This is a genomic window from Dolichospermum heterosporum TAC447 (assembly GCF_024584745.1).
Lineage (GTDB): Bacteria > Cyanobacteriota > Cyanobacteriia > Cyanobacteriales > Nostocaceae > Dolichospermum > Dolichospermum heterosporum.
On record NZ_CP099464.1, the window covers coordinates 513,709 to 532,615 of the forward strand.

Sequence of the window (18,907 nt, forward strand, 5' to 3'; positions counted from 1 at the left end):
TTGTTCACTGTTCACTGTTCACTGTTCACTGTTCACTGTTCACTGTCAACCGTCAACCGTCAACCGTCAACCGTCAACCGTCAACCGTCAGCAGTCAACCGTCAACCGTCAACCGTCAACCGTCAACCGTCAACCGTCAACCGTCAACCGTCAACCGTCAACCGTCAACCGTCAGCAGTCAACCGTCAACCGTCAACCGTCAACCGTCAACCGTCAACCGTCAACCGTCAGCAGTCAACCGTCAACCGTCAACCGTCAACCGTCAACCGTCAACTAATACGTCAATTTCGCCATTAAATTCAACCTATCCACCGGATTTCGGTTTAAGGTACTTTTGATATTACTTATTTCTGTTCCCTCTGGCAGAATTGGTGACAAAAATTTAAATTCTAACTTCAAGAATACATCTGCTTTCACATCTTTACTACCCAATAAGGTATTAAGAGTATTCTGGAAACTATTAAACCCTTTATATGGTCCTTGGTACTCTAAACGAATAAATTGCTCTCCCAAGGTTATACTTGCTGTCTGGTCAATTTGCAGGGGTAATTTCATCAACAAAGGAAAGGCAGTTAATAACTTGCGGTAGTCCATTACTTCTGCTACTGAAATTTCTAACAATTCAATGCCTTCGGCTTGATTATCTTTGATAAAATCAGCTAATTGAGTAAATACACTATTATGTGTACCTTCAGCATTAAATGTTTCTGGTTTGACGGCAAATAAACTTCCTGGTTCTGCCACACCAGGAGAAGAAGTTCCACCAGTACCATAAGTACCAGTACCATAAATAATTATGGAGGCTTTAGTTTCTTTTTCAACTATTTCTTCATTACCATAGTCAACAACTAGTTTAAAAATTGTAGTTTGGGTAATGCTAGTTTCATATTCATCACTAGGACGAAACACCCTATCATTAATTTCCGTGTTTTCTTGATACAATTTAATTGTTAATGCCCCAGATGCTTTCCACCTTAACCGCACAGGTTTTAACTTATCTGTACTAGGCATAACTTGGGCATTCAGTTCAATTTCTCGTGGTTTGGGTGGTTGCAGAATACCCCGACGATACAATTCTATTCTTTCAGAAAATTCTATGGAATCAGGTAAAACTATTTTCAAATCATCAGTTTTAATAAATACCTTTTCTCCTATTTTCATGTCCCAACTACCATTTAAAATTCCTGTGCGAATTGTCTCTCGTAATTTAGATATTTCCCCATCTAGGAAAATATTTAAACTCAAATCTTTTAAAAAAGTTTCTTTTAATGCTTTCGTTGTCCAATGATTTATCCCTGCTGGCCAAACTTTCTGCAATATGAATGCTGGTGCATAAAATTGTGCTTCATCTTGACGGATTTTTTGACAATCTTTGAGAGATTTTAAAATAATATCCTGTTGATTATTACCTTTAATATCACTAGATTCTTGGGCAGGTAAAGTATAGTGCATTAAACCCTTGGGGGCTTTCACCGGATCATTGGCAGGATAAAATAAATGCCGATAGGTATTAGTAATGGATACTCTAATATTTAATTCAAATTTACCTTTACGATCTTTGAGTTGTTTTTGTTGATTTTCTGATAAATCTTGCAAACGATTAGGAGAATTAAGAATATTTTGCATAGCCTGATATTCTCGCACATTCTCAATGGCACGTTGTAATTCTTGCTTATTAGCAATCAGAAATAACAGGCGATTTCTGTAAGTGCGGAATTTTCCAGACTCTCCAGTGTTGTTAAAAATGCGTTCTACCATAGCAGGTGGTCCATCTGTGGTAGAAGAGATATCAGCATCATCAAAATCAATAATGCACAAAGCTATGCTATCAGCAACATCATCTACATCGGCGGGACTTATTGGTGCTGAAACTAATTTAAAGAATTTAGCCGCGAAAATCGTATCCCGGCGTTTTCTTAATTCGTCTTTGGCTTCAGTAATGCCAATTTGTGCTTTTTCTTCGGAAATGATTTTATTGAGTGATGGTTCTTCTTTAAATCTGGCAATAAAGGTAATCGGATCATCTTCTAAATACCACGCTACTGCTGTGAGTCTATCTAAAACAGTCTGTACAAAGCCAATTTCTAATCCTGGTGTCAGTAGGGATAAGTTTAATTCAGGACGACGAATACCTGCGGCAATTCCTTGGTTAATGGAATGTAAGAAAATGGTTCTAGTTACCCAGGTAGAAAAGGGGGGTTTGCCGGCTGCTTGCCATTCTGCGTCTTGTAATTGGCTATATGCTTCTCTACCATCTGGGTTATAAATGTCTGCTTGGATGGGGATTCGCATTAATTCTCTACCCAGTCGAGAAGTTAAATCACTGGTAATTTCTTCTTCAATGCCGACAGGGATATGATGGGTGTGAATTAGGGGTATCCAATTTGGGGATTGTTGACTGTTGGCTGTTGGCTGTTGGCTGTTGACTGTTGGCTGTTGACTGTTGGCTGTTGACTGTTGGCTGTTGACTGTTGACTGTTGACTGTTGGCTGTTGACTGTTGACTGTTGGCTGTTGACTGTTGACTGTTGGCTGTTGACTGTTGACTGTTGACTGTTGACTGTTGACTGTTAACGTTTTGCCAGAGATAGCGAATAACTCCAGCAAATAGGCGTAATGCGCCCCTGGTGCGTTGGAAGTTGGGAATGGAGGCGATTTTTTTGGTTAATAGGCTAAATAGTTCAGGATGGAAGGGATAACTCTGTTCAATCCCTTCGGCATACCGGGCATCTTTGCAACCATCTGGTAAGTCAATCCGACTGGCTTTATAAGTTTGCAGATATTCCTTAGCGGCATCACTGGCTGCGTTGGCTTCAATGCTGCTAAACATCCGTTGCTTAACGATATTGTAAATTTCTACATCGGTACTGGGTTTGAGAATCCGTTCTTGTCTAGCTGTGGCTGAAATGGTTTCCCGAATTTCTGTGGTTTCTGCCCCAAAACTGTCAGTGGAGGAAGCGAGGGTGTAAACAAAGACTAAGTTATTAGAAGCTGCTGCCAAGTCCATGAGGGAGAATAAAAAGGCAACAACTTGTTCTGCTAAGTCGCTATTAATAACTACTGTGGCTTTAGCTGCCCTGAGATAACGGGCTATTTCATCGAGAATAATTACTGTGGGTTGCCCTTGGGTAATGCGTTCTAAAACTACTGTGCCGGGGCTAACTCGTTGTTCATCAGAACCTTTGAGTAAGCTGTAACCTGCTACACCACCGATTTGATAAGCTATTTCTCCCCACAGGGTATAGGTGGTAATGCCTGTATCTGAATGGTAAACACCGTTAACTGGATCTAAATCTTGGCAAGCGATCGCCGATGCTTGAATTGGACGCTCTGGAATTAAATTAATATTATCAACAAAACGCTCTAATCCAGGGATTTCCCGCCCATTTTTGGCGATATGCCACAAGGCGATTTCATCATGGGTTTTCCCTCCCCCGAAGCTGGTTTCTAAGCGAATGATAGGAGAACCAATAGCAGCACCTCCTAATCGTCCAAATACTTCGGAAATCAGGGTTTTTAACCCATCTGTAGGAAAAGTATTAGCAAAAAAGGCTGTCGGATCTTGGTAGACGTAGGGGGCTGTGCCTTCAACTACTAAGCGTAATTTAGCTGCGAATAATTCTGGGGAAAGTTCCCCTGCTAAAATTTCGTCTCTGGGAATACAGGTTTTGAAGATGGAAGGCAGCATAGAAATAAATATATTGATGGTTTGAACTTAGTTTTTGACTGTCAACAGCTAACTGTCAACAGCACCTTTATCTCTGAGGCAAAGTGATACTCTACAAGTTAGATCCTCGACGGGATCTATTTATCGTGTATTTAATTATAAGTATAGTCCGGCACAAATATAGCCCAATTGTGCTTAAATTCACAGCTTCAAGTTACTCCCGGTTCGCCCTGGTGTGAATGATAGGTAGTGAGACAGAGTTAATTACACAATGTCATTGCGTAAGCGTGGCGTGGCGTTAGCCATATGGAACGAAATGAAATCAAGCAATCGCCAGGGTTGTGATTGCTTCCCTTCGCTCGCAATGACTGTCAATATTTTTGTCCAATTACTTAGTATTATAACATATCTCCATAAAAATCTTCATCTAGTAACTGTTCTAAAGTAAAAGGTAAATCAAGAGGATATTCTGCTTCATCTGGTTTTCTCACTCCCAACTTAGCATTTTTGCTTTCTTTAATTGCCAGTTTTCTAGCATCAGCATAAGCCATAAAAATTACTTCATGCAGATAATTCTTAAAAGAAGAATTTTCTTGTAAATCTTTTTTAATTCTAAACCGATGTTCAGTAATAGAACTGTACCAACTTCCTTTCATCATTTCAGGAGCATCAGCTTGAACAGTTAACTTGAGTAAGTGAGTAATTAAAATTGTTAAATTACTCAAGAAATACCGTTTTTCCGATTTACCCATATCATCCAGTTCTAATAGTAAATGTTCCCAATCAATATCATGAAAATGTTTTTCTTTGATTTGGGTAATGAGAGTTTCTCGCCACAGATTAAAATCTTGTTCATAGAGTTGATGGTTCATATAGCATCCTGCCAAATAAATTAAGCTACCTGTTCCGCTAAAACTCGACCTTCCACACGCTCATATTCATCCTCAAGTAGCCAAAGTTTTGCTTCTTCATAACTGGAACAAGCAAAAATAATTTTGTAATTTTCTGTAGGATCTAAAATGCAAAAATTATTTTTATCATCACCAAGCAACATCAAAATATAGGGTGGTACAGAGGTAGGGTCAACCCATATTTCTGTAAACTGCCAGTTATTGGCTAGGTCGGGTGCGGGGAATGACATGATATCTATCTCCAGTGACTTTTATTTCACCATAATGCAGAGGAATTTGACTTGCCCTATCTATTCTATAGCCAATTGCGCTGGCAAAATAGAGTCCATATCGTTCATGATTACGAATGATACCTGTGAACTCGCCATTTTCTATTATGGCTTGTGCTACCCTGAGCATTGTTGCTTCATCGTTAAAAACATGAACAAACCCTTCTCGCCGCAATAATCTTTGTATTTGTGGTGTATCTGGGAGATGCTTGGCAATATGTCTAGTGTCTAGAGTTAGTTCCTTCTCTATCCCACTCATTTAATTAATTACAGTTCCTAATCCTTAATTATATAACTAAATTGCGATCGCTTCCCTCGCCATAGGTAACGCTCTTTTTATTTCCTTTGCGGTATTTATCCAACACACCACGCAAACGTTAAAAAACATTTCACTATATTGTCAAGATACAACACTATAAGGATAATTAACTAAGCATGGTTATGTGTTGCAATATCAAATAATATACAATTTTATTGTTATACATAACGCTGCTGAAGTTTTTACAACCAGGAAAAAATTATGAGTTTACCAATTCAAGTTACCTTTGCATTAGCAAGTTGGGTTGCTAAAGGCTTACAAAATGGAACTTTTGAACGGGTTGGGGGTGTAATTCGAGATGTAACAAGTAAGAAAATTGTAACTTGGTTGCGAGACAGTAATTCAGTTGCGCCTTCAGTAATCTCCATTGCAGCTAATCCTGTTACTGGCATACTTAATTTAATTACTTCAGGAGCAAATGCAGCAATTTCAGCTAAAGGTTTTTCTGATGTGAATCAGCGTTTAGATGGTGTTGAGAATCAAATGGATTCAATTGGGGAAACTTTACAATTTTCTCAAAGTATTTTGCAAGTATCTACTGCTGCTAGTATTCTCAATCTTGGTGTTTCTGTGATGGGTTTTGCTGTTATAGCACAGCGCCTAAATGAGATAGAAAACCAACTAAAGCAAGCGCAAGAATTGTTAAATAAAATCAATCGCAAAATTGATATGAGTTTTTATGCTAACTTCCGTGCTGGAATCGAATTAGCGATTAATGCCTTTACAATGACTAAAATTGAAAACCGGAGAAGCAGCGCATTACAAGCTATTAATCGTTTCTTAGAAGCAGAACATATTTACAAAGATTACACCGTTAATGAACTTTCCCAAAAAAGCCAAATAATTGATAAATATATACTTACATTATCTTTAGCTTATATTGCCGAAGCTCGTTGTTATTTAGAACTAGAAGAATATGAAACAGCAATTCGTCGTTTTCAAGAAGGAACAAAAGTTATAAGGTTACTGGTTAATAAGTACATTGAGATAATGCTTACTTCTAATCCAGCAGCATATTTACACCCTCAATTTAAAGGACAAATTGATTTGTGTAAATTAACCAAAATTTACCGATGGATTAACCCTACATTAGATGAAAATTCTGTATTTGATATTCTTCGTGAGAATATATTTAAGTTAGCACAAAACAATAATGAATGGTTGTCTTCCTTACCATCGTCTATTGTAGATCGTAATGAGATAAGCTGGGGTTTATTTGGAGGAAATCCTACACCATTAACAGGTAGATTTGAAAAAGAAGCTTTTCAAAGACTTCCCCAAGTATTTGAAGTAATGGAATCAATGATTGAAACTAACAAGAGATTTGAATCTTACCAAACAGAAATACAAGCAATATCTCAATTAGGAATTAGTTTTCATGAATGGTTGCAATTAAAACCATCGACAGAACCAAAACCAGAAGGTGCAGAATTAATGTTTATTATTCCTTCTCAACCTTTAGAATTACCTGGTTAAAACTGTATTTCCTCAACAGCTTGACGAATAGCATCTTCCATATCTTCCAGCGTAGCAGGTTCAGCAGCATATTTCAAACAACCTGTTACATCCTTCAACTTAGTTACTGGAAAAGGCTTTTTAGTTTTTAATAAGGCTGCTTTTGTTGTGATTAATTCTAAATTAATGATACATTTCGATATATTGATTTCCATGATAGCTAGAAATAGATTCACCAGTAATTACAGAATAAAGCACATCTGGATCTAAATCTGCACCATTATCCCAATAAATTGTTCCCCATTCAGGGTTAACTTTCACAGTTTTAAAAAAATCTAAATCTTTTAAAGGTTGAAAAACTCCAGTAAATTCAATTAATTGACTAACATCAACAATACCTTGTTTTCCATCATCAAATTTGATATAGAGTTGATAATTATTTTGAGGAATGACTTCTATAATGTCTTGCAGCATAATTTACTCTAATGGTTCAATTTTCTCTAAAGAATTATTTTGTCTAGCCAAGTTCCAGTTTTTTAAAAGTTCTGATTTGTGCATTGCAGCCCATTCAATTACTAAACCTAGAACTCTAGGGGTGAGTTTACCTTCTAAAATTGATAATGTTTCTATTTCAATAATTGCCTTTTGTTGATTATAACGAACATGAAAATGTGGGGGAGGATGATCATTATAATACATAGTAATAATAATTCCTAAAAAACGGCATATTTCGGGCATGATATCACCTGACCTATAAAGCTTGTTAGATATTATTAGTTTACCAGATGCGATCGATCTTTGTTATATCTTTACCTACTTAATTAATTTTATAAATGCAATTAAATTATTAAGACCATAACACCAACTCTAACATTCCTGGCGTTGCTGAATCGAGGTATGAAATTTCCAAATTGAACCTTTAAAAATCTTACCTTTGCGTCTTTGCGCCTTTGCGTGAGACTAAAATTCATACCCTTAATCAGCAACGCCACATTCCTCTCCGCGCCTGGAGCGTCTCTGCGTGCAAAAAAAAGGACGGACTAAAAAGCCCGCCCTGAATATTTCCGAAAAAAGCTAAATCTTAGCTTCCTCTCTCACCAACTTATCCCAACCCAAATCCTTCAAATTATTATTCCTTCTTAAAGGACGAGTTACCAACTCCAAAACATCACGCGCATTACCAAAACCGTGAATTTGAGCAAAAGTAAACTCCACAGACCACTTAGTATTAATACCCCGTGCTTCCAATGGATTAGCATGAGCCATACCAGTAATTACCAAATCAGGTTTTAAATCATAAATCCGTTGAACTTGATTGTAATTATCGGGCTTTTCGACAATTGTTGGTAAAGGTGAACCCATTTCCTGACAAGTTTTTTCTAACAAAGCTAACTCAGCAGCTTGATAGCGTTTATCCATGTAAGGAATGCCGATTTCTTGAACAGTCATGCCACAACGCACCAAGAACCGCGCTAGGGAAATTTCTAATAAATTATCACCCATGAAAAACACGGATTTACCGCGAATTAATTGCACGTATTCTTCTAAGTTTTCCCAAATCTGCGCTTCTCGTTCATCTAAACCCTGGGGAGTAATTCCCAATACAGAACAGATTTTTTCAATCCAAGCGCGAGTACCATCGGGACCAATGGGGAATGGTGCGCCAATGAGTTTACACTTGCGACGACGCATTAAGGTTGTAGCAGTGCGGCTGAGGAAAGGATTCACACCGGCGACATAATACCCTTCTTCAATCACAGGTAATTCTGTAAACCTTTTTGCGGGTAGCCAACCAGAAACTTTAATCCCTTGTTTTTTCAGTTCCAAGGTTAATTGGGTGACAACTGGGTCAGGTAAAGAACCAAACAGCACCAAAGGTGTATGATTTACATACTCAGATTCATCTTGAGCGATGTCTTCTTTTTTCTTACCGAAATTCATCAGCTTCTGAATGGCGTTACGCTCGCCTTTTTCAGTTTCCGATACGGGAGACTTTTCAGGACAACGATGAGCCATAGCGGCTAACACAGTGTCCTCTCCTTGGGTAAATGCGTAGTCGAGTCCGTTAGCACGGGCGACAACAATGGGAATACCTAAATCAGCTTCTAACTTAGGTGCTAAACCTTCCAAATCGGTTTTAATAATTTCGGTTGTGCAAGTACCAATCCAGACAATTACACTAGGATTGCGATCGCGTTTAATTTGCTCACACAAACGTTTTAATTCTTCATAATCATTCAACTGTGCGGAAATATCCCCCTCTTCCAACTCAGCCATAGCATAGCGAGGTTCAGCAAAAATCATCACCCCCATTGCATTTTGGAGAAAGTAACCGCAGGTTTTCGTGCCAATTACCAAAAAGAAACTATCTTCAATTTTCTGATATAACCAAGCCACACAGCTAATAGGACAAAAAGTGTGATAATTTCCGGTTTCACATTCAAAATTTAAAGCTTCAGGCTGTTGAGCAACAGTCATATTAATATTCTCCCTTTAATTTTTTCAACTTGGAAAGTAGATGGTTGGTGATTGGTGATTGGTGATTGATGATTGGGTTATTCATTTCCCCCTACTTTCTTCCCTGTCACCTGTCACCTGTCACCTGTCACCTAAATTCTGCTTTCAACAATTAATTGTTAGGGAAGAGACGAGCCATCTCTGATTCATTAAAAACTTCAGATGGCAGTTCTTCCAAATTGTCGTCACCATTATGCAGGGAAGTTTCATCACCCCAGATGTCCGAAACTACATCATCAAATCCATTTTCTTCAGATGTATTTAGTTCATCCAACGAATTATCTTCAGATAGATTCAGTCCACTAAAAGCATTTTCGGTCATTTCCCCAAAAGCATTATCAGGTATCTCTCCAAAAGCGTCTTCATCACTTAAAGACATCGGATTAAAGGAGGTATGACCAAAATCACCCATTGCTTCTAATCTGGATGATGCTTCTGAGTGATGGGAAACACCTTCATCGGATAAAGAAATACCACCAAAACCTTCATGATCTCTATCTATAGCCCAAGTGGCTTGCGTCTCGTTTCCCAAATTATTCAGATTGATCTCAGTGACTGAGAAAGATTCTGATTCAGGCATATCTGCCACCACAGCCGACGGACGAGAGTACATTTCTGGTTCTACTGTGGGGCTGAGACGATTACCAAGGGCAATATCAGGGTCAAAATGCAAATCCAGAACTTCAATTAAAATATCCGCATCTGGATTCAGTTTGGCAAAGGGGAACATTAGCTGGGCTAATTTTGGTTCTAGAGCATTGATGACTCCCAGGATGAGGTAAGAAGACGGGCGCTTTCCGCCATCGGGGGTATAAACTGATTCAACTGTCATTTGCAGCGTAATCCATTCACGATTGGCTTGAAAGAATTGCAGCCACTTTTGTTTGATCGAATCGGTAAAACTATCAAAGAAAGCCATAAGTCCATCCTGAGAGGTAAAATGTTTTATACAATCATCAAGTCTAATTCCTCTTCAGCATTTCTGGCTTTAACTTTTACTGGATTGAGATAAAAATCTGACAATAGAGAAAAAAGTTCACGATCAGGAGTATCGTTGGGAACGACACCTTCGGGTTGAGCGAGAATTTGATCAGCAATATTCAGGTAATAGTCGCAAACGTAGCTTAGAGAAGGATCTGACTCTGCCATTTCAAACAAAGTCTTGCCTTTAACGCGGGAAACGCGGATATCTTCAATTAAAGGTAATACCTCTAAAACAGGCATAGGCACGGCTTCTATATATTTATCAATTAAATCCCGCTTGGAGGTACGATTACCGATTAATCCTGCCAAACGCAAGGGATGAGTCCGAGCTTTTTCCCGAACGGAAGCAGCAATCCGGTTGGCTGCAAATAGAGCATCAAAACCATTATCTGTAACAATTAGGCAATAATCTGCATAATTTAACGGTGCGGCAAAGCCACCACAAACAACGTCACCAAGGACATCAAATAAAATTACATCGTATTCATCAAAAGCATTAAGTTCTTTTAATAATTTGACTGTTTCCCCAACTACATAGCCACCACAACCGGCACCGGCTGGAGGTCCACCTGCTTCAACACAATCAACACCGCCATAACCTTTGTAAATTACATCCTCTGGCCAAACATCTTCGTAGTGATAATCTTTTTCTTGCAAGGTATCAATAATGGTGGGAATCAAAAACCCAGTCAGGGTAAAGGTGCTGTCATGTTTGGGATCACAGCCAATTTGTAAGACCTTTTTACCTCGTTTAGCCAAAGCTACAGAGATATTACAACTGGTTGTAGATTTGCCGATTCCACCTTTTCCGTAAACTGCTAGTTTCATTGTTGTACCTCTCTTATAGTTTCTTTACAAACTCTTAGCTCAAACATTTGCCTGTATCTACATTGATTCGGGGATGTGTGAGGTGCTTGAGTGTCATTATTGTGCAAATTCTCTAGAAAGGAAAGGGGACTGGAATCTGAAAGGTGCTGATATCAGCTATTTAAGTGATTAAATACTCTATTTATAAACTATTAAGCCATTTATTAGTCTTAAATAGCTGAAAATTCTATTTTTTAAAGTTTTAATCTTTTGTTTTTATAAAAATAGTTTCAAAAAACAAAAAAAATCCCTATGTAAAAATCTATTTATTCCATAATATTTGCTTACTCTTGTAACCCTTGACGATATTGCTGGTATTTACGGTGTGTGCAGCCAGAAAAGCATTGTCAACGGTCGGTTGAAAATAAAGGTGAGATTTGGGGATCAGGTAAATCGGGTGTTCTGATTCAGGCGTAAAATTGGCAATAAAGAAATTTTATGAGCGATCGCTTCCCTTTTTGTTACCATTGTTCCTGGATTAGTAAATATTTATTAAATTATAAAATATCTGATATAAAACTTTACAGGTGATGGGTAATGGGTAATGGGTAAGAGGAGTTATTAACAACTGACCACTGGCAAATGACCACTGACAACGAACAAATGACTAAAAAACAAAAATTTCCTTACTTGCTGGGTTCTAAATGGACTGCACAAAAAAAAGTTGATGGTTGGCGACATTTTCAGGTTGTTAACCGCAAAAATCAGGGTAAATGGGTATATGCAGAAATGGTAGCAGCTTGTGATCCTCAAGTACGCTTTTGGTTAAATGCTAAATTATTACAAGATAATTCCCAATGGTACGCCGGCTGGCAAACCCTACAAGAAATAAACTCTATCGAAAACCATTAATTCCCATTACCCATTACCCATTACCCATTACCTAAACCATCAATGGTTGTTGATACAGTGGCACAGTGAAAGTCACCGTTGAACCGAGTCCCTCACCTAGACTATAAAAATGTACCTCACCACCCATTGCTTCTATGAGCTTTTGGGATATGGTGAGTCCTAAACCTGTACCACCATAGTGACGAGTCCGAGAACCATCAATTTGAGAAAATAATTGAAATAGCTTATCTTGCTTATCTAAGGAAACACCAATACCTGTGTCAACAACGCGAACTTTGACTGTTGTAGGGTGTTTTTTCGGTATTAAATCAGCACTAATATTAATACTACCTTCATGGGTAAATTTAATAGCATTACCTACTAAATTTAGCATTACTTGTAATAATCTCCTATAGTTGCCTTGAACAATAATTGCATCAGAAATTGCAGGCATTTCCATGTGAAAACTAATATTTTTCACCTCCGCTTGCTGACGGGTAAAGCCTTCAACGTCATCAAATAATTCTTTGAGATTGACTGGTGAACAGTCTAATTCCATTTTACCTGCTTCAATTTTAGCAAAGTCCAAAATATCATTGAGGATATTTAACAGATGCAAAGATAATTCATGAGCTTCTAAAATAAACTCATGTTGTTCTTGAGCATCATCTGTAACTCCTTCTAAAATTAGCCTTAAGAAGCCAATCATGCCATTGAGAGGAGTCCGAATTTCGTGGGAGACATTAGCCAGAAATTCGCTTTTTAAGCGAGAAACTTCTTCAGCTTTTTGTCGGGATTCTTCTAGTTCTTGATATAAGGTAGCATGAGCGATCGCTGTTCCTAACTGATCTGCCACTTCCCTGGCTAATTCTAATTCTGCTTGTGTTAGTGGATGGCATTTATCAACAAAACTAAGAGCAGCTAAACCATTAGCTTTGTCTTTGTAACAAGTCGCAACAACTAGAGATTGAGACTGTGGAGATTGGTGATTAAATGAAACTGCCATTACCACAGGCTCTAAAGTCGCTAATGCTTGAGCAAAAGCCGGCTCAGAAGATATATCTATTTCTGAGTCAAGAATAGAAATTTGCTCTGGTTGATGATACTCCGCAATTATCTGAACCTTGGTATTAGGGGGTTGATAAGGGCAAATAATACAGCGTTCTAGGTTGAGTCTTTTTCCCAAGCTATCAACTGTTTGTTGCCAAATAACATCTAAATCCAGTGTCCGACGAATATTTCTGGTGATTTTGTTTAATAACCTTTGATGTCGCTGCAATCGTAAAGCTAACTCAAGCGCTGTTGGCGGTTTAAGTGCCTGATTCACATCTTGAGGATTAATTTTTGATGGTAACAACCTACCTATTACCAAAACTGTAGTTGTGGGCTGACCAAATTGCGGCAGAATCGGCGTAATTGTCAATTCCAACTCTAATAATTCGATATTCGGGCATTTAAACCAGTATTTCACCCTTTCCGGCACAGAACTGCTCAAAATCCGGTGTAAATTTTCTAGATAAACAACCTTATCTACTGGAGCAAAGCTATCATTTTCATTGAGGACATCAACTATCTTCTGGGGATCACACTCTAAGTATTGGCTGTGTTGCCAATAAAAAGTCAAATAGCGTCCAGAGGCATCTTGAGTATATACTAACTCTGCTCCCAGAGTTGCTGATGAGCGATCGCTCATAAAATTACTAGATTCCAGATTTTGAGAAATTAAATTCTGGCATAAACTTTTACAGGTTTTACATTTTTCAAGGGTAGATTTTTGACTTTTCTGGCATTTAAGAGATTAATTTTTACATTTCTTATTATTAGCTGATACCTGTCAAGTCGGTTTAATCATTCCATTCACCACGAGGGGGAACAGGTGTTCGTAGAGGGGTACGTGTTAACTCATCATCTCTATTAAAATCACCCCGTAACCATTGACGAATAGCCACCTCAATCACCTTACTGGGATCATTAGTTAGATGTTGAATTTGCTCTATTAATTCAGAATCTAGATTAAGAGCGATTTCTGTCTTCTCAGCGCGTTTTTTATCTGCACTATTGGGTTGTTCTTGCATATTCATGGGTTTAAATACTTTGAAATAGGTTTATTGAAACTGTTGTCCAGCAGTTATGATATTTATAATTGAGTGTATTCAATTGTAAACTGCTGAGTCATCAACACTAGGAGCTAGAAACAGATTCTAAATAATAGCGTAAGTTGTCATAGCAGGGAATGAGGAAGAGGTAATGGGTAATGGGTAATGGGTAATTAATTTTTGCTTCCTGCCTGTTCCCTGTTCCCTGTTCCCTGTTCCTTGGACTTCTGCTGTTTGTGTTAAAATACATGAAGTAAATAGCTTTCACTTTGGTTTGCTTTAGAGCAAAGATGGTATATGACTGACGTTCCCGCAGATCGCATTCGCAACTTTTGTATTATTGCTCACATTGATCACGGGAAATCAACTCTCGCAGATCGGTTGCTACAGGCTACTGGGACTGTAGAAGATAGACAGATGAAAGAGCAGTTTCTCGATAACATGGATTTGGAACGGGAGCGCGGCATTACAATTAAGCTGCAAGCTGCCCGGATGAATTATACTGCCAAGGATGGTCAGCAGTACGTTCTCAATTTAATTGATACTCCTGGTCACGTAGACTTCTCCTATGAAGTGTCCCGTTCCCTTGTGGCTTGTGAAGGGGCATTGTTAGTTGTGGATGCGTCCCAAGGTGTAGAGGCGCAAACCCTAGCCAATGTGTATTTAGCTCTAGAGAGTAATCTAGAAATTATCCCAGTTTTAAATAAAATTGATTTACCAGGAGCAGAACCAGAGCGAGTAATTGGCGAAATTGAAGAAATTATTGGTTTAGATTGCAGTGGTGCAATTTTAGCTTCAGCGAAAGAGGGAATTGGCATTACTGAGATTTTAGAAACAATTGTCAAACGAGTTCCCCCACCTGCTGATACTGTAGATGAAAGCCTGCGAGCGCTGATTTTTGATAGTTACTATGATAGTTACCGGGGTGTAATTGTTTATTTCCGGGTCATGGATGGTACTGTCAAAAAAGGCGATCGCATCTACTTAATGGCATCGAGTAAAGAATATGTCATTGAGGAACTAGGCGTACTCTCTCCCACCCAAAAGCCAGTTGAAGAACTCCATGCCGGAGAAGTAGGTTATTTAGGTGCAGCGATTAGAGCCGTAGCTGATGCCAGAGTAGGAGATACCATTACCCTATGCAAAAACAAAGCCACTGAAGCCTTACCTGGTTACGCAGAAGCCAATCCCATGGTATTTTGTGGAATGTTCCCCATAGACGCAGATCAGTTTGAAGACTTGCGGGAAGCCTTAGAAAAACTAGAACTCAATGATGCCGCATTACAGTATGAGCCAGAAACCTCCAGTGCAATGGGTTTTGGCTTCCGTTGCGGGTTTTTGGGATTACTGCACATGGAAATCGTCCAGGAACGCTTAGAGCGTGAGTATAACCTAGATTTAATCATTACCGCCCCTCAGTGGTTTACAAAGTCGTCACCATCAAAGGGGAAGAACTGTACATTGATAATCCTAGCCGCTTACCTAACCCCAATGAGCGCGACAGAATTGAAGAACCCTACGTCAAAGTAGAAATGATTACTCCCGAAATCTACGTTGGTTCTTTAATGGAGTTGTCTCAAAACCGTCGCGGTATCTTCAAAGATATGAAATATCTCACCCAAGGACGGACCACACTCACTTATGAATTGCCTTTAGCCGAAGTTGTTACCGACTTTTTTGATCAAATGAAATCCCGTTCTCGCGGTTACGCCAGTATGGAATATCATCTGATTGGCTACCGAGAAAATCCTTTAGTAAAATTGGATATCATGATTAACGGTGATCCAGTGGATTCCCTAGCCATGATCGTTCACAGAGATAAAGCCTACAATGTCGGTAGATCAATGGCGGAAAAACTCAAAGAACTAATTCCCCGTCATCAATTCAAAGTCCCCATTCAAGCTTCCATTGGCGCAAAAGTTATCGCCAGTGAACATATCCCCGCCATGCGAAAAGATGTGTTAGCTAAATGCTACGGTGGCGACATCAGCCGCAAAAAGAAACTATTACAGAAGCAAGCCAAAGGAAAAAAACGCATGAAAGCTATAGGTACAGTAGATGTACCCCAGGAAGCTTTTATGGCTGTGCTGCGCTTAGATAAAGGCTAATTGTCACGTAGGGTTGGGGTTTCCCCGCCCTAATTTTATGACTTTGTTCCTTTGTGCGAAATACAATTCATATTAAATTAATTAAGAAGGATATAAACAATAGACTAATGAATTCAATAGCATCTACTTTAATTTCTATTCTCAGCCCTGAAACCTCCATTATATCTTGGGAAAATCTTACCCCCACCCAACAGCATCATATCCAACAAGGAATAGACTCCAAAAGCCAGCCTAGTTGTGTGATTTATCCCCATAGCCAAGCAGAATTAGCCACCGTTCTCACCACTGCCAACAGTCACAAATGGCGTGTTCTCACTTGTGGTAGTGGTAGTAAAATCAATTGGGGTGGTTTAGCTAAAAATATTGATATTATTGTCAGCACCGAACGTATTAACCAACTCATAGAACACGCTGTGGGTGATTTAACTGTCACCGTGGAAGCAGGGATGAAATTTGCCCAGATTCAGGAGATTTTGGCTAAACATCACCAATTTTTAGCACTTGATCCGGCTTTTCCTGATTCTGCTACCATAGGCGGTATTGTCGCTACCGCTGACACCAGTTCTCTGCGTCAACGTTATGGTGGTGTGCGTGACCAACTTTTAGGTATAACTTTTATCCGCGCAGATGGACAAATCGCTAAAGCTGGGGGACGAGTTGTAAAAAATGTAGCTGGTTACGACTTAATGAAATTATTTACTGGCGCTTACGGTACATTAGGAATTATCAGCCAAGTCACTTTTCGCGTTTATCCCATTCCTGAAACTTCGGGAACTGTTATATTAACTGGGAAGCCAGAAGCCATATCCCAAGCAGTAAGAACTTTACAAGGTTCGGAATTAACACCAACTCAAGCAGATTTATTATCAAGTAAGTTAGTTACTAATTTGGATTTGGGGACAGGAATAGGTTTAATTGCCCGTTTTCAAACTATTAGCGAAAGTGTTCAAGAACAGTCAAAACGACTTTTAGCAATTGGCGAAAAATTAGGTTTACATGGAGTAATTTATTCAGGAAATGATGAAGCTGATTTATGGCAACGATTACCAGAACAAATACATTCTCATGTTTCAGAATCTACGATTACCTGCAAAATAGGTTTATTACCAACTGCTGCTGTGGAAATTATCAATCAAATAGAAGTCGGTTTAATTCATATTAGTAGTGGTTTAGGTTTGGTGCGTTTAGAAAATCAAGATCAGATTTTGCTTTTGCGGAATTTATGTGCAGCAAATTCTGGTTTTTTAAGTGTTTTATCTGCACCTGTTGAGTTCAAGGAAAGGTTTGATGTTTGGGGGTATACTGGTAATGGGTTGCAGGTAATGCGCCGCATTAAGGAACAGTTTGACTCTCAAAATATTTTAAGTCCTGGTCGGTTTGTGGGTGGGATTTAAGTTTTAATAAACGAACCGCAGAGGCACAGAGGTCACAGAGGTTAAGAGGGGAGGAATATAAATGCAAGTTTCGGAAGGTTCGGTGAATAATAATACTGCTAGTATTAAGAATTTAAAGGGTTTTGATGGTAATTGTCCACCTGATGCAAAGTTAATTGATAGTTGTGTTCATTGTGGTTTTTGTTTGTCTACTTGTCCTAGTTATCGGATATTAGGAAAGGAGATGGATTCTCCCAGGGGACGTATCTATTTAATGGATGCTATTAATGAGGGTGAAATTGCTCTCAATACGGCTACTGTTGAACATTTTGATTCTTGTTTGGGTTGTCTGGCTTGTGTTTCTACTTGTCCTTCTGGTGTCCAGTATGATAAGTTGATTTCGGCTACTAGACATCAGGTGGAGAGGAATTATAGTCGCAGTTTACCTGATAAGTTGGTTCGACAATTGATTTTTTCTCTGTTTCCTAATCCTGATCTTTTAAGAATTTTACTTTTTCCTTTATTAGTTTATCAAAAGTTAGGAATTTCTAAGGTATTACAAGCAACTGGGTTAATTAAGGCTATATCTCCCCGGTTAGCTGCTATGGAATCTATTTTACCGGAAATTACTCTTAAATCTTTTCAGGATAATTTACCAGATATCATCCCAGCGAAAGGTGAAAAAAGATATCGCGTGGGTGTAATTTTAGGATGTGTGCAAAGGCTGTTTTTCTCTGGTGTGAATGAAGCAACTGTAAGAGTATTAACTGCAAATGGTTGTGAGGTGGTAATTCCTAAATCTCAAGGTTGTTGTGCTGCACTTCCTGAACACCAAGGACAAACGGAACAAGCTAAAACATTAGCCAGACAAATGATTGATAGTTTTGCTGATACTAATGTGGATTTTGTGATTATTAACGCTGCTGGTTGTGGTCATACTTTGAAGGAATATGGTCATATTTTAGCAGATGATCCCGAATATGCGGAAAAAGCCAAAGCATTTGCAGCGAAAGTGAAAGATTCACAGGAGTTTTTAGTTAATGTGGGTTTAACTGCTAAACTTTCACCTTTAACTGAGAAAAATATCAATTTAGTTTATCAAGATGCTTGTCATTTATTACATGGTCAAAAAATTAGTGTTCAACCCCGTCAACTGTTAAAACAAATTCCTGGTGTGACTTTGAAAGAACCCATAGACGCGGCTTTGTGTTGCGGTAGTGCGGGTATTTATAATATGTTACAACCAGAAGTTGCGGAGGAATTAGGTAAACAAAAAGCCCAGAATTTAATCAATACTGGTGCTGATTTAATTGCTTCTCCTAATCCTGGTTGTAGTTTGCAGATTAGTAAGTATTTACAGGGGAAAACTATTTCTGTTATGCACCCAATGGAATTGTTAGATTATTCAATTCGGGGGGATAAATTGGAGATTTAGAACATTTCTTAATCGGCGTTGCTGAATAAAAGTATGAATTTATCTCTCGCAGAGACGCAGAGGCGCAGAGAGTAAG

Annotated in this window: 19 protein-coding genes; 7 read left to right on the top strand and 12 right to left on the bottom strand. The window is 38.7% G+C overall.

What is annotated here, in order from left to right; genetic code table 11:
* Positions 1-297 carry a hypothetical protein gene (locus NG743_RS02230; protein ID WP_257121427.1) on the top strand — a complete coding sequence of 99 codons (297 nt, stop codon included), beginning with the start codon at positions 1-3 and terminating at the stop codon, positions 295-297.
* Here NG743_RS02230 and NG743_RS02235 read toward each other — a convergent pair.
* The 4 genes from NG743_RS02235 to NG743_RS02250 all read right to left on the bottom strand — a co-directional run bounded on the left by NG743_RS02235 (position 274) and on the right by NG743_RS02250 (position 5,105).
* A complete protein-coding gene (locus tag NG743_RS02235) occupies positions 274-3,687 on the bottom strand; it encodes a DUF499 family protein (protein ID WP_257121428.1) in 3,414 nt (1,137 codons plus the stop codon). The genes NG743_RS02230 and NG743_RS02235 overlap by 24 nt on opposite strands.
* Before the next feature lie 377 nt (positions 3,688-4,064).
* On the bottom strand, positions 4,065-4,538 hold the full coding sequence (locus tag NG743_RS02240; protein WP_193963126.1) for a DUF29 domain-containing protein: 474 nt from the start codon (positions 4,536-4,538) through the stop codon (positions 4,065-4,067).
* 20 nt (positions 4,539-4,558) lie between these two features.
* Positions 4,559-4,807 carry a hypothetical protein gene (locus NG743_RS02245; protein WP_027400717.1) on the bottom strand — a complete coding sequence of 83 codons (249 nt, stop codon included), beginning with the start codon at positions 4,805-4,807 and terminating at the stop codon, positions 4,559-4,561.
* Entirely contained in the window at positions 4,776-5,105 is a 330-nt protein-coding gene (locus tag NG743_RS02250; RefSeq protein WP_257121429.1) for a DUF6972 family protein, read from the bottom strand. The genes NG743_RS02245 and NG743_RS02250 overlap by 32 nt, the downstream gene beginning before the upstream one ends.
* A 261-nt stretch (positions 5,106-5,366) precedes the next feature.
* On the opposite strand from NG743_RS02250, the gene NG743_RS02255 reads away from it, so the two are divergent.
* Positions 5,367-6,641 carry a hypothetical protein gene (locus tag NG743_RS02255; RefSeq protein ID WP_257121430.1) on the top strand — a complete coding sequence of 425 codons (1,275 nt, stop codon included), beginning with the start codon at positions 5,367-5,369 and terminating at the stop codon, positions 6,639-6,641.
* Here the strand turns inward: NG743_RS02255 and NG743_RS02260 are convergent.
* The 6 genes from NG743_RS02260 to bchL form a co-directional block, all read right to left on the bottom strand.
* Complete coding sequence (locus NG743_RS02260; RefSeq protein ID WP_193963130.1) at positions 6,638-6,835, bottom strand: hypothetical protein; 198 nt, start codon at positions 6,833-6,835, stop codon at positions 6,638-6,640. The two genes, NG743_RS02255 and NG743_RS02260, sit on opposite strands and share 4 nt — an antisense overlap.
* Entirely contained in the window at positions 6,804-7,094 is a 291-nt protein-coding gene (locus NG743_RS02265) for a DUF2442 domain-containing protein (protein WP_193963131.1), read from the bottom strand. The genes NG743_RS02260 and NG743_RS02265 overlap by 32 nt, the downstream gene beginning before the upstream one ends.
* Before the next feature lie 3 nt (positions 7,095-7,097).
* On the bottom strand, positions 7,098-7,358 hold the full coding sequence (locus NG743_RS02270; protein WP_190384559.1) for a DUF4160 domain-containing protein: 261 nt from the start codon (positions 7,356-7,358) through the stop codon (positions 7,098-7,100).
* Positions 7,359-7,694: 336 nt separating this feature from the next.
* Positions 7,695-9,098 carry a ferredoxin:protochlorophyllide reductase (ATP-dependent) subunit N gene (locus NG743_RS02275; protein ID WP_027400715.1) on the bottom strand — a complete coding sequence of 468 codons (1,404 nt, stop codon included), beginning with the start codon at positions 9,096-9,098 and terminating at the stop codon, positions 7,695-7,697.
* Between the two features lie 151 nt (positions 9,099-9,249).
* Complete coding sequence (locus NG743_RS02280; RefSeq protein ID WP_027400714.1) at positions 9,250-10,056, bottom strand: DUF5331 domain-containing protein; 807 nt, start codon at positions 10,054-10,056, stop codon at positions 9,250-9,252.
* 26 nt (positions 10,057-10,082) lie between these two features.
* Positions 10,083-10,949, bottom strand: a complete 867-nt coding sequence (bchL, locus tag NG743_RS02285) for a ferredoxin:protochlorophyllide reductase (ATP-dependent) iron-sulfur ATP-binding protein (RefSeq protein ID WP_027400713.1) — start codon at positions 10,947-10,949, stop codon at positions 10,083-10,085.
* Positions 10,950-11,591: 642 nt separating this feature from the next.
* On the opposite strand from bchL, the gene NG743_RS02290 reads away from it, so the two are divergent.
* Entirely contained in the window at positions 11,592-11,840 is a 249-nt protein-coding gene (locus NG743_RS02290; RefSeq protein WP_027400712.1) for a TIGR02450 family Trp-rich protein, read from the top strand.
* Positions 11,841-11,871: 31 nt separating this feature from the next.
* Here the strand turns inward: NG743_RS02290 and NG743_RS02295 are convergent, their stop codons facing one another.
* Positions 11,872-13,512: an ATP-binding protein gene (locus NG743_RS02295; protein ID WP_080683811.1), complete on the bottom strand. Its 1,641-nt coding sequence runs from the start codon at positions 13,510-13,512 to the stop codon at positions 11,872-11,874.
* Between the two features lie 151 nt (positions 13,513-13,663).
* Complete coding sequence (locus tag NG743_RS02300) at positions 13,664-13,900, bottom strand: hypothetical protein (RefSeq protein ID WP_027400711.1); 237 nt, start codon at positions 13,898-13,900, stop codon at positions 13,664-13,666.
* A 312-nt stretch (positions 13,901-14,212) separates the two neighbouring features.
* Here NG743_RS02300 and lepA point away from each other — a divergent pair, with 312 nt between their 5' ends.
* The 4 genes from lepA to NG743_RS02320 all read left to right on the top strand — a co-directional run bounded on the left by lepA (position 14,213) and on the right by NG743_RS02320 (position 18,831).
* A complete protein-coding gene (gene lepA, locus NG743_RS02305; RefSeq protein ID WP_257121431.1) occupies positions 14,213-15,445 on the top strand; it encodes a translation elongation factor 4 in 1,233 nt (410 codons plus the stop codon).
* Positions 15,446-15,447: 2 nt separating this feature from the next.
* Positions 15,448-16,023 (top strand): elongation factor 4 family protein, encoded by a 576-nt coding sequence (locus NG743_RS02310; RefSeq protein WP_257121432.1) that lies wholly within the window; start codon positions 15,448-15,450, stop codon positions 16,021-16,023.
* Positions 16,024-16,130: 107 nt separating this feature from the next.
* Entirely contained in the window at positions 16,131-17,417 is a 1,287-nt protein-coding gene (locus tag NG743_RS02315) for an FAD-binding oxidoreductase (RefSeq protein WP_257121433.1), read from the top strand.
* Positions 17,418-17,478: 61 nt separating this feature from the next.
* Positions 17,479-18,831, top strand: a complete 1,353-nt coding sequence (locus tag NG743_RS02320; RefSeq protein ID WP_027400708.1) for a (Fe-S)-binding protein — start codon at positions 17,479-17,481, stop codon at positions 18,829-18,831.
* Positions 18,832-18,907: the final 76 nt, after the last annotated feature.

Coding starts and splice junctions, on each gene's coding strand:
- lepA (WP_257121431.1), top strand. CDS start 14,213: ATGACTGACGTTCCCGCAGATCGCATTCGCAACTTTTGTATTATTGCT.
- NG743_RS02245 (WP_027400717.1), bottom strand. CDS start 4,807: ATGTCATTCCCCGCACCCGACCTAGCCAATAACTGGCAGTTTACAGAA.
- NG743_RS02260 (WP_193963130.1), bottom strand. CDS start 6,835: ATGGAAATCAATATATCGAAATGTATCATTAATTTAGAATTAATCACA.
- NG743_RS02310 (WP_257121432.1), top strand. CDS start 15,448: ATGATTACTCCCGAAATCTACGTTGGTTCTTTAATGGAGTTGTCTCAA.
- NG743_RS02315 (WP_257121433.1), top strand. CDS start 16,131: ATGAATTCAATAGCATCTACTTTAATTTCTATTCTCAGCCCTGAAACC.
- NG743_RS02255 (WP_257121430.1), top strand. CDS start 5,367: ATGAGTTTACCAATTCAAGTTACCTTTGCATTAGCAAGTTGGGTTGCT.
- NG743_RS02250 (WP_257121429.1), bottom strand. CDS start 5,105: ATGAGTGGGATAGAGAAGGAACTAACTCTAGACACTAGACATATTGCC.
- NG743_RS02235 (WP_257121428.1), bottom strand. CDS start 3,687: ATGCTGCCTTCCATCTTCAAAACCTGTATTCCCAGAGACGAAATTTTA.
- NG743_RS02320 (WP_027400708.1), top strand. CDS start 17,479: ATGCAAGTTTCGGAAGGTTCGGTGAATAATAATACTGCTAGTATTAAG.
- NG743_RS02275 (WP_027400715.1), bottom strand. CDS start 9,098: ATGACTGTTGCTCAACAGCCTGAAGCTTTAAATTTTGAATGTGAAACC.
- NG743_RS02290 (WP_027400712.1), top strand. CDS start 11,592: ATGACTAAAAAACAAAAATTTCCTTACTTGCTGGGTTCTAAATGGACT.
- NG743_RS02300 (WP_027400711.1), bottom strand. CDS start 13,900: ATGAATATGCAAGAACAACCCAATAGTGCAGATAAAAAACGCGCTGAG.
- NG743_RS02280 (WP_027400714.1), bottom strand. CDS start 10,056: ATGGCTTTCTTTGATAGTTTTACCGATTCGATCAAACAAAAGTGGCTG.
- NG743_RS02240 (WP_193963126.1), bottom strand. CDS start 4,538: ATGAACCATCAACTCTATGAACAAGATTTTAATCTGTGGCGAGAAACT.
- bchL (WP_027400713.1), bottom strand. CDS start 10,949: ATGAAACTAGCAGTTTACGGAAAAGGTGGAATCGGCAAATCTACAACC.
- NG743_RS02265 (WP_193963131.1), bottom strand. CDS start 7,094: ATGCTGCAAGACATTATAGAAGTCATTCCTCAAAATAATTATCAACTC.
- NG743_RS02270 (WP_190384559.1), bottom strand. CDS start 7,358: ATGCCCGAAATATGCCGTTTTTTAGGAATTATTATTACTATGTATTAT.
- NG743_RS02295 (WP_080683811.1), bottom strand. CDS start 13,512: ATGAGCGATCGCTCATCAGCAACTCTGGGAGCAGAGTTAGTATATACT.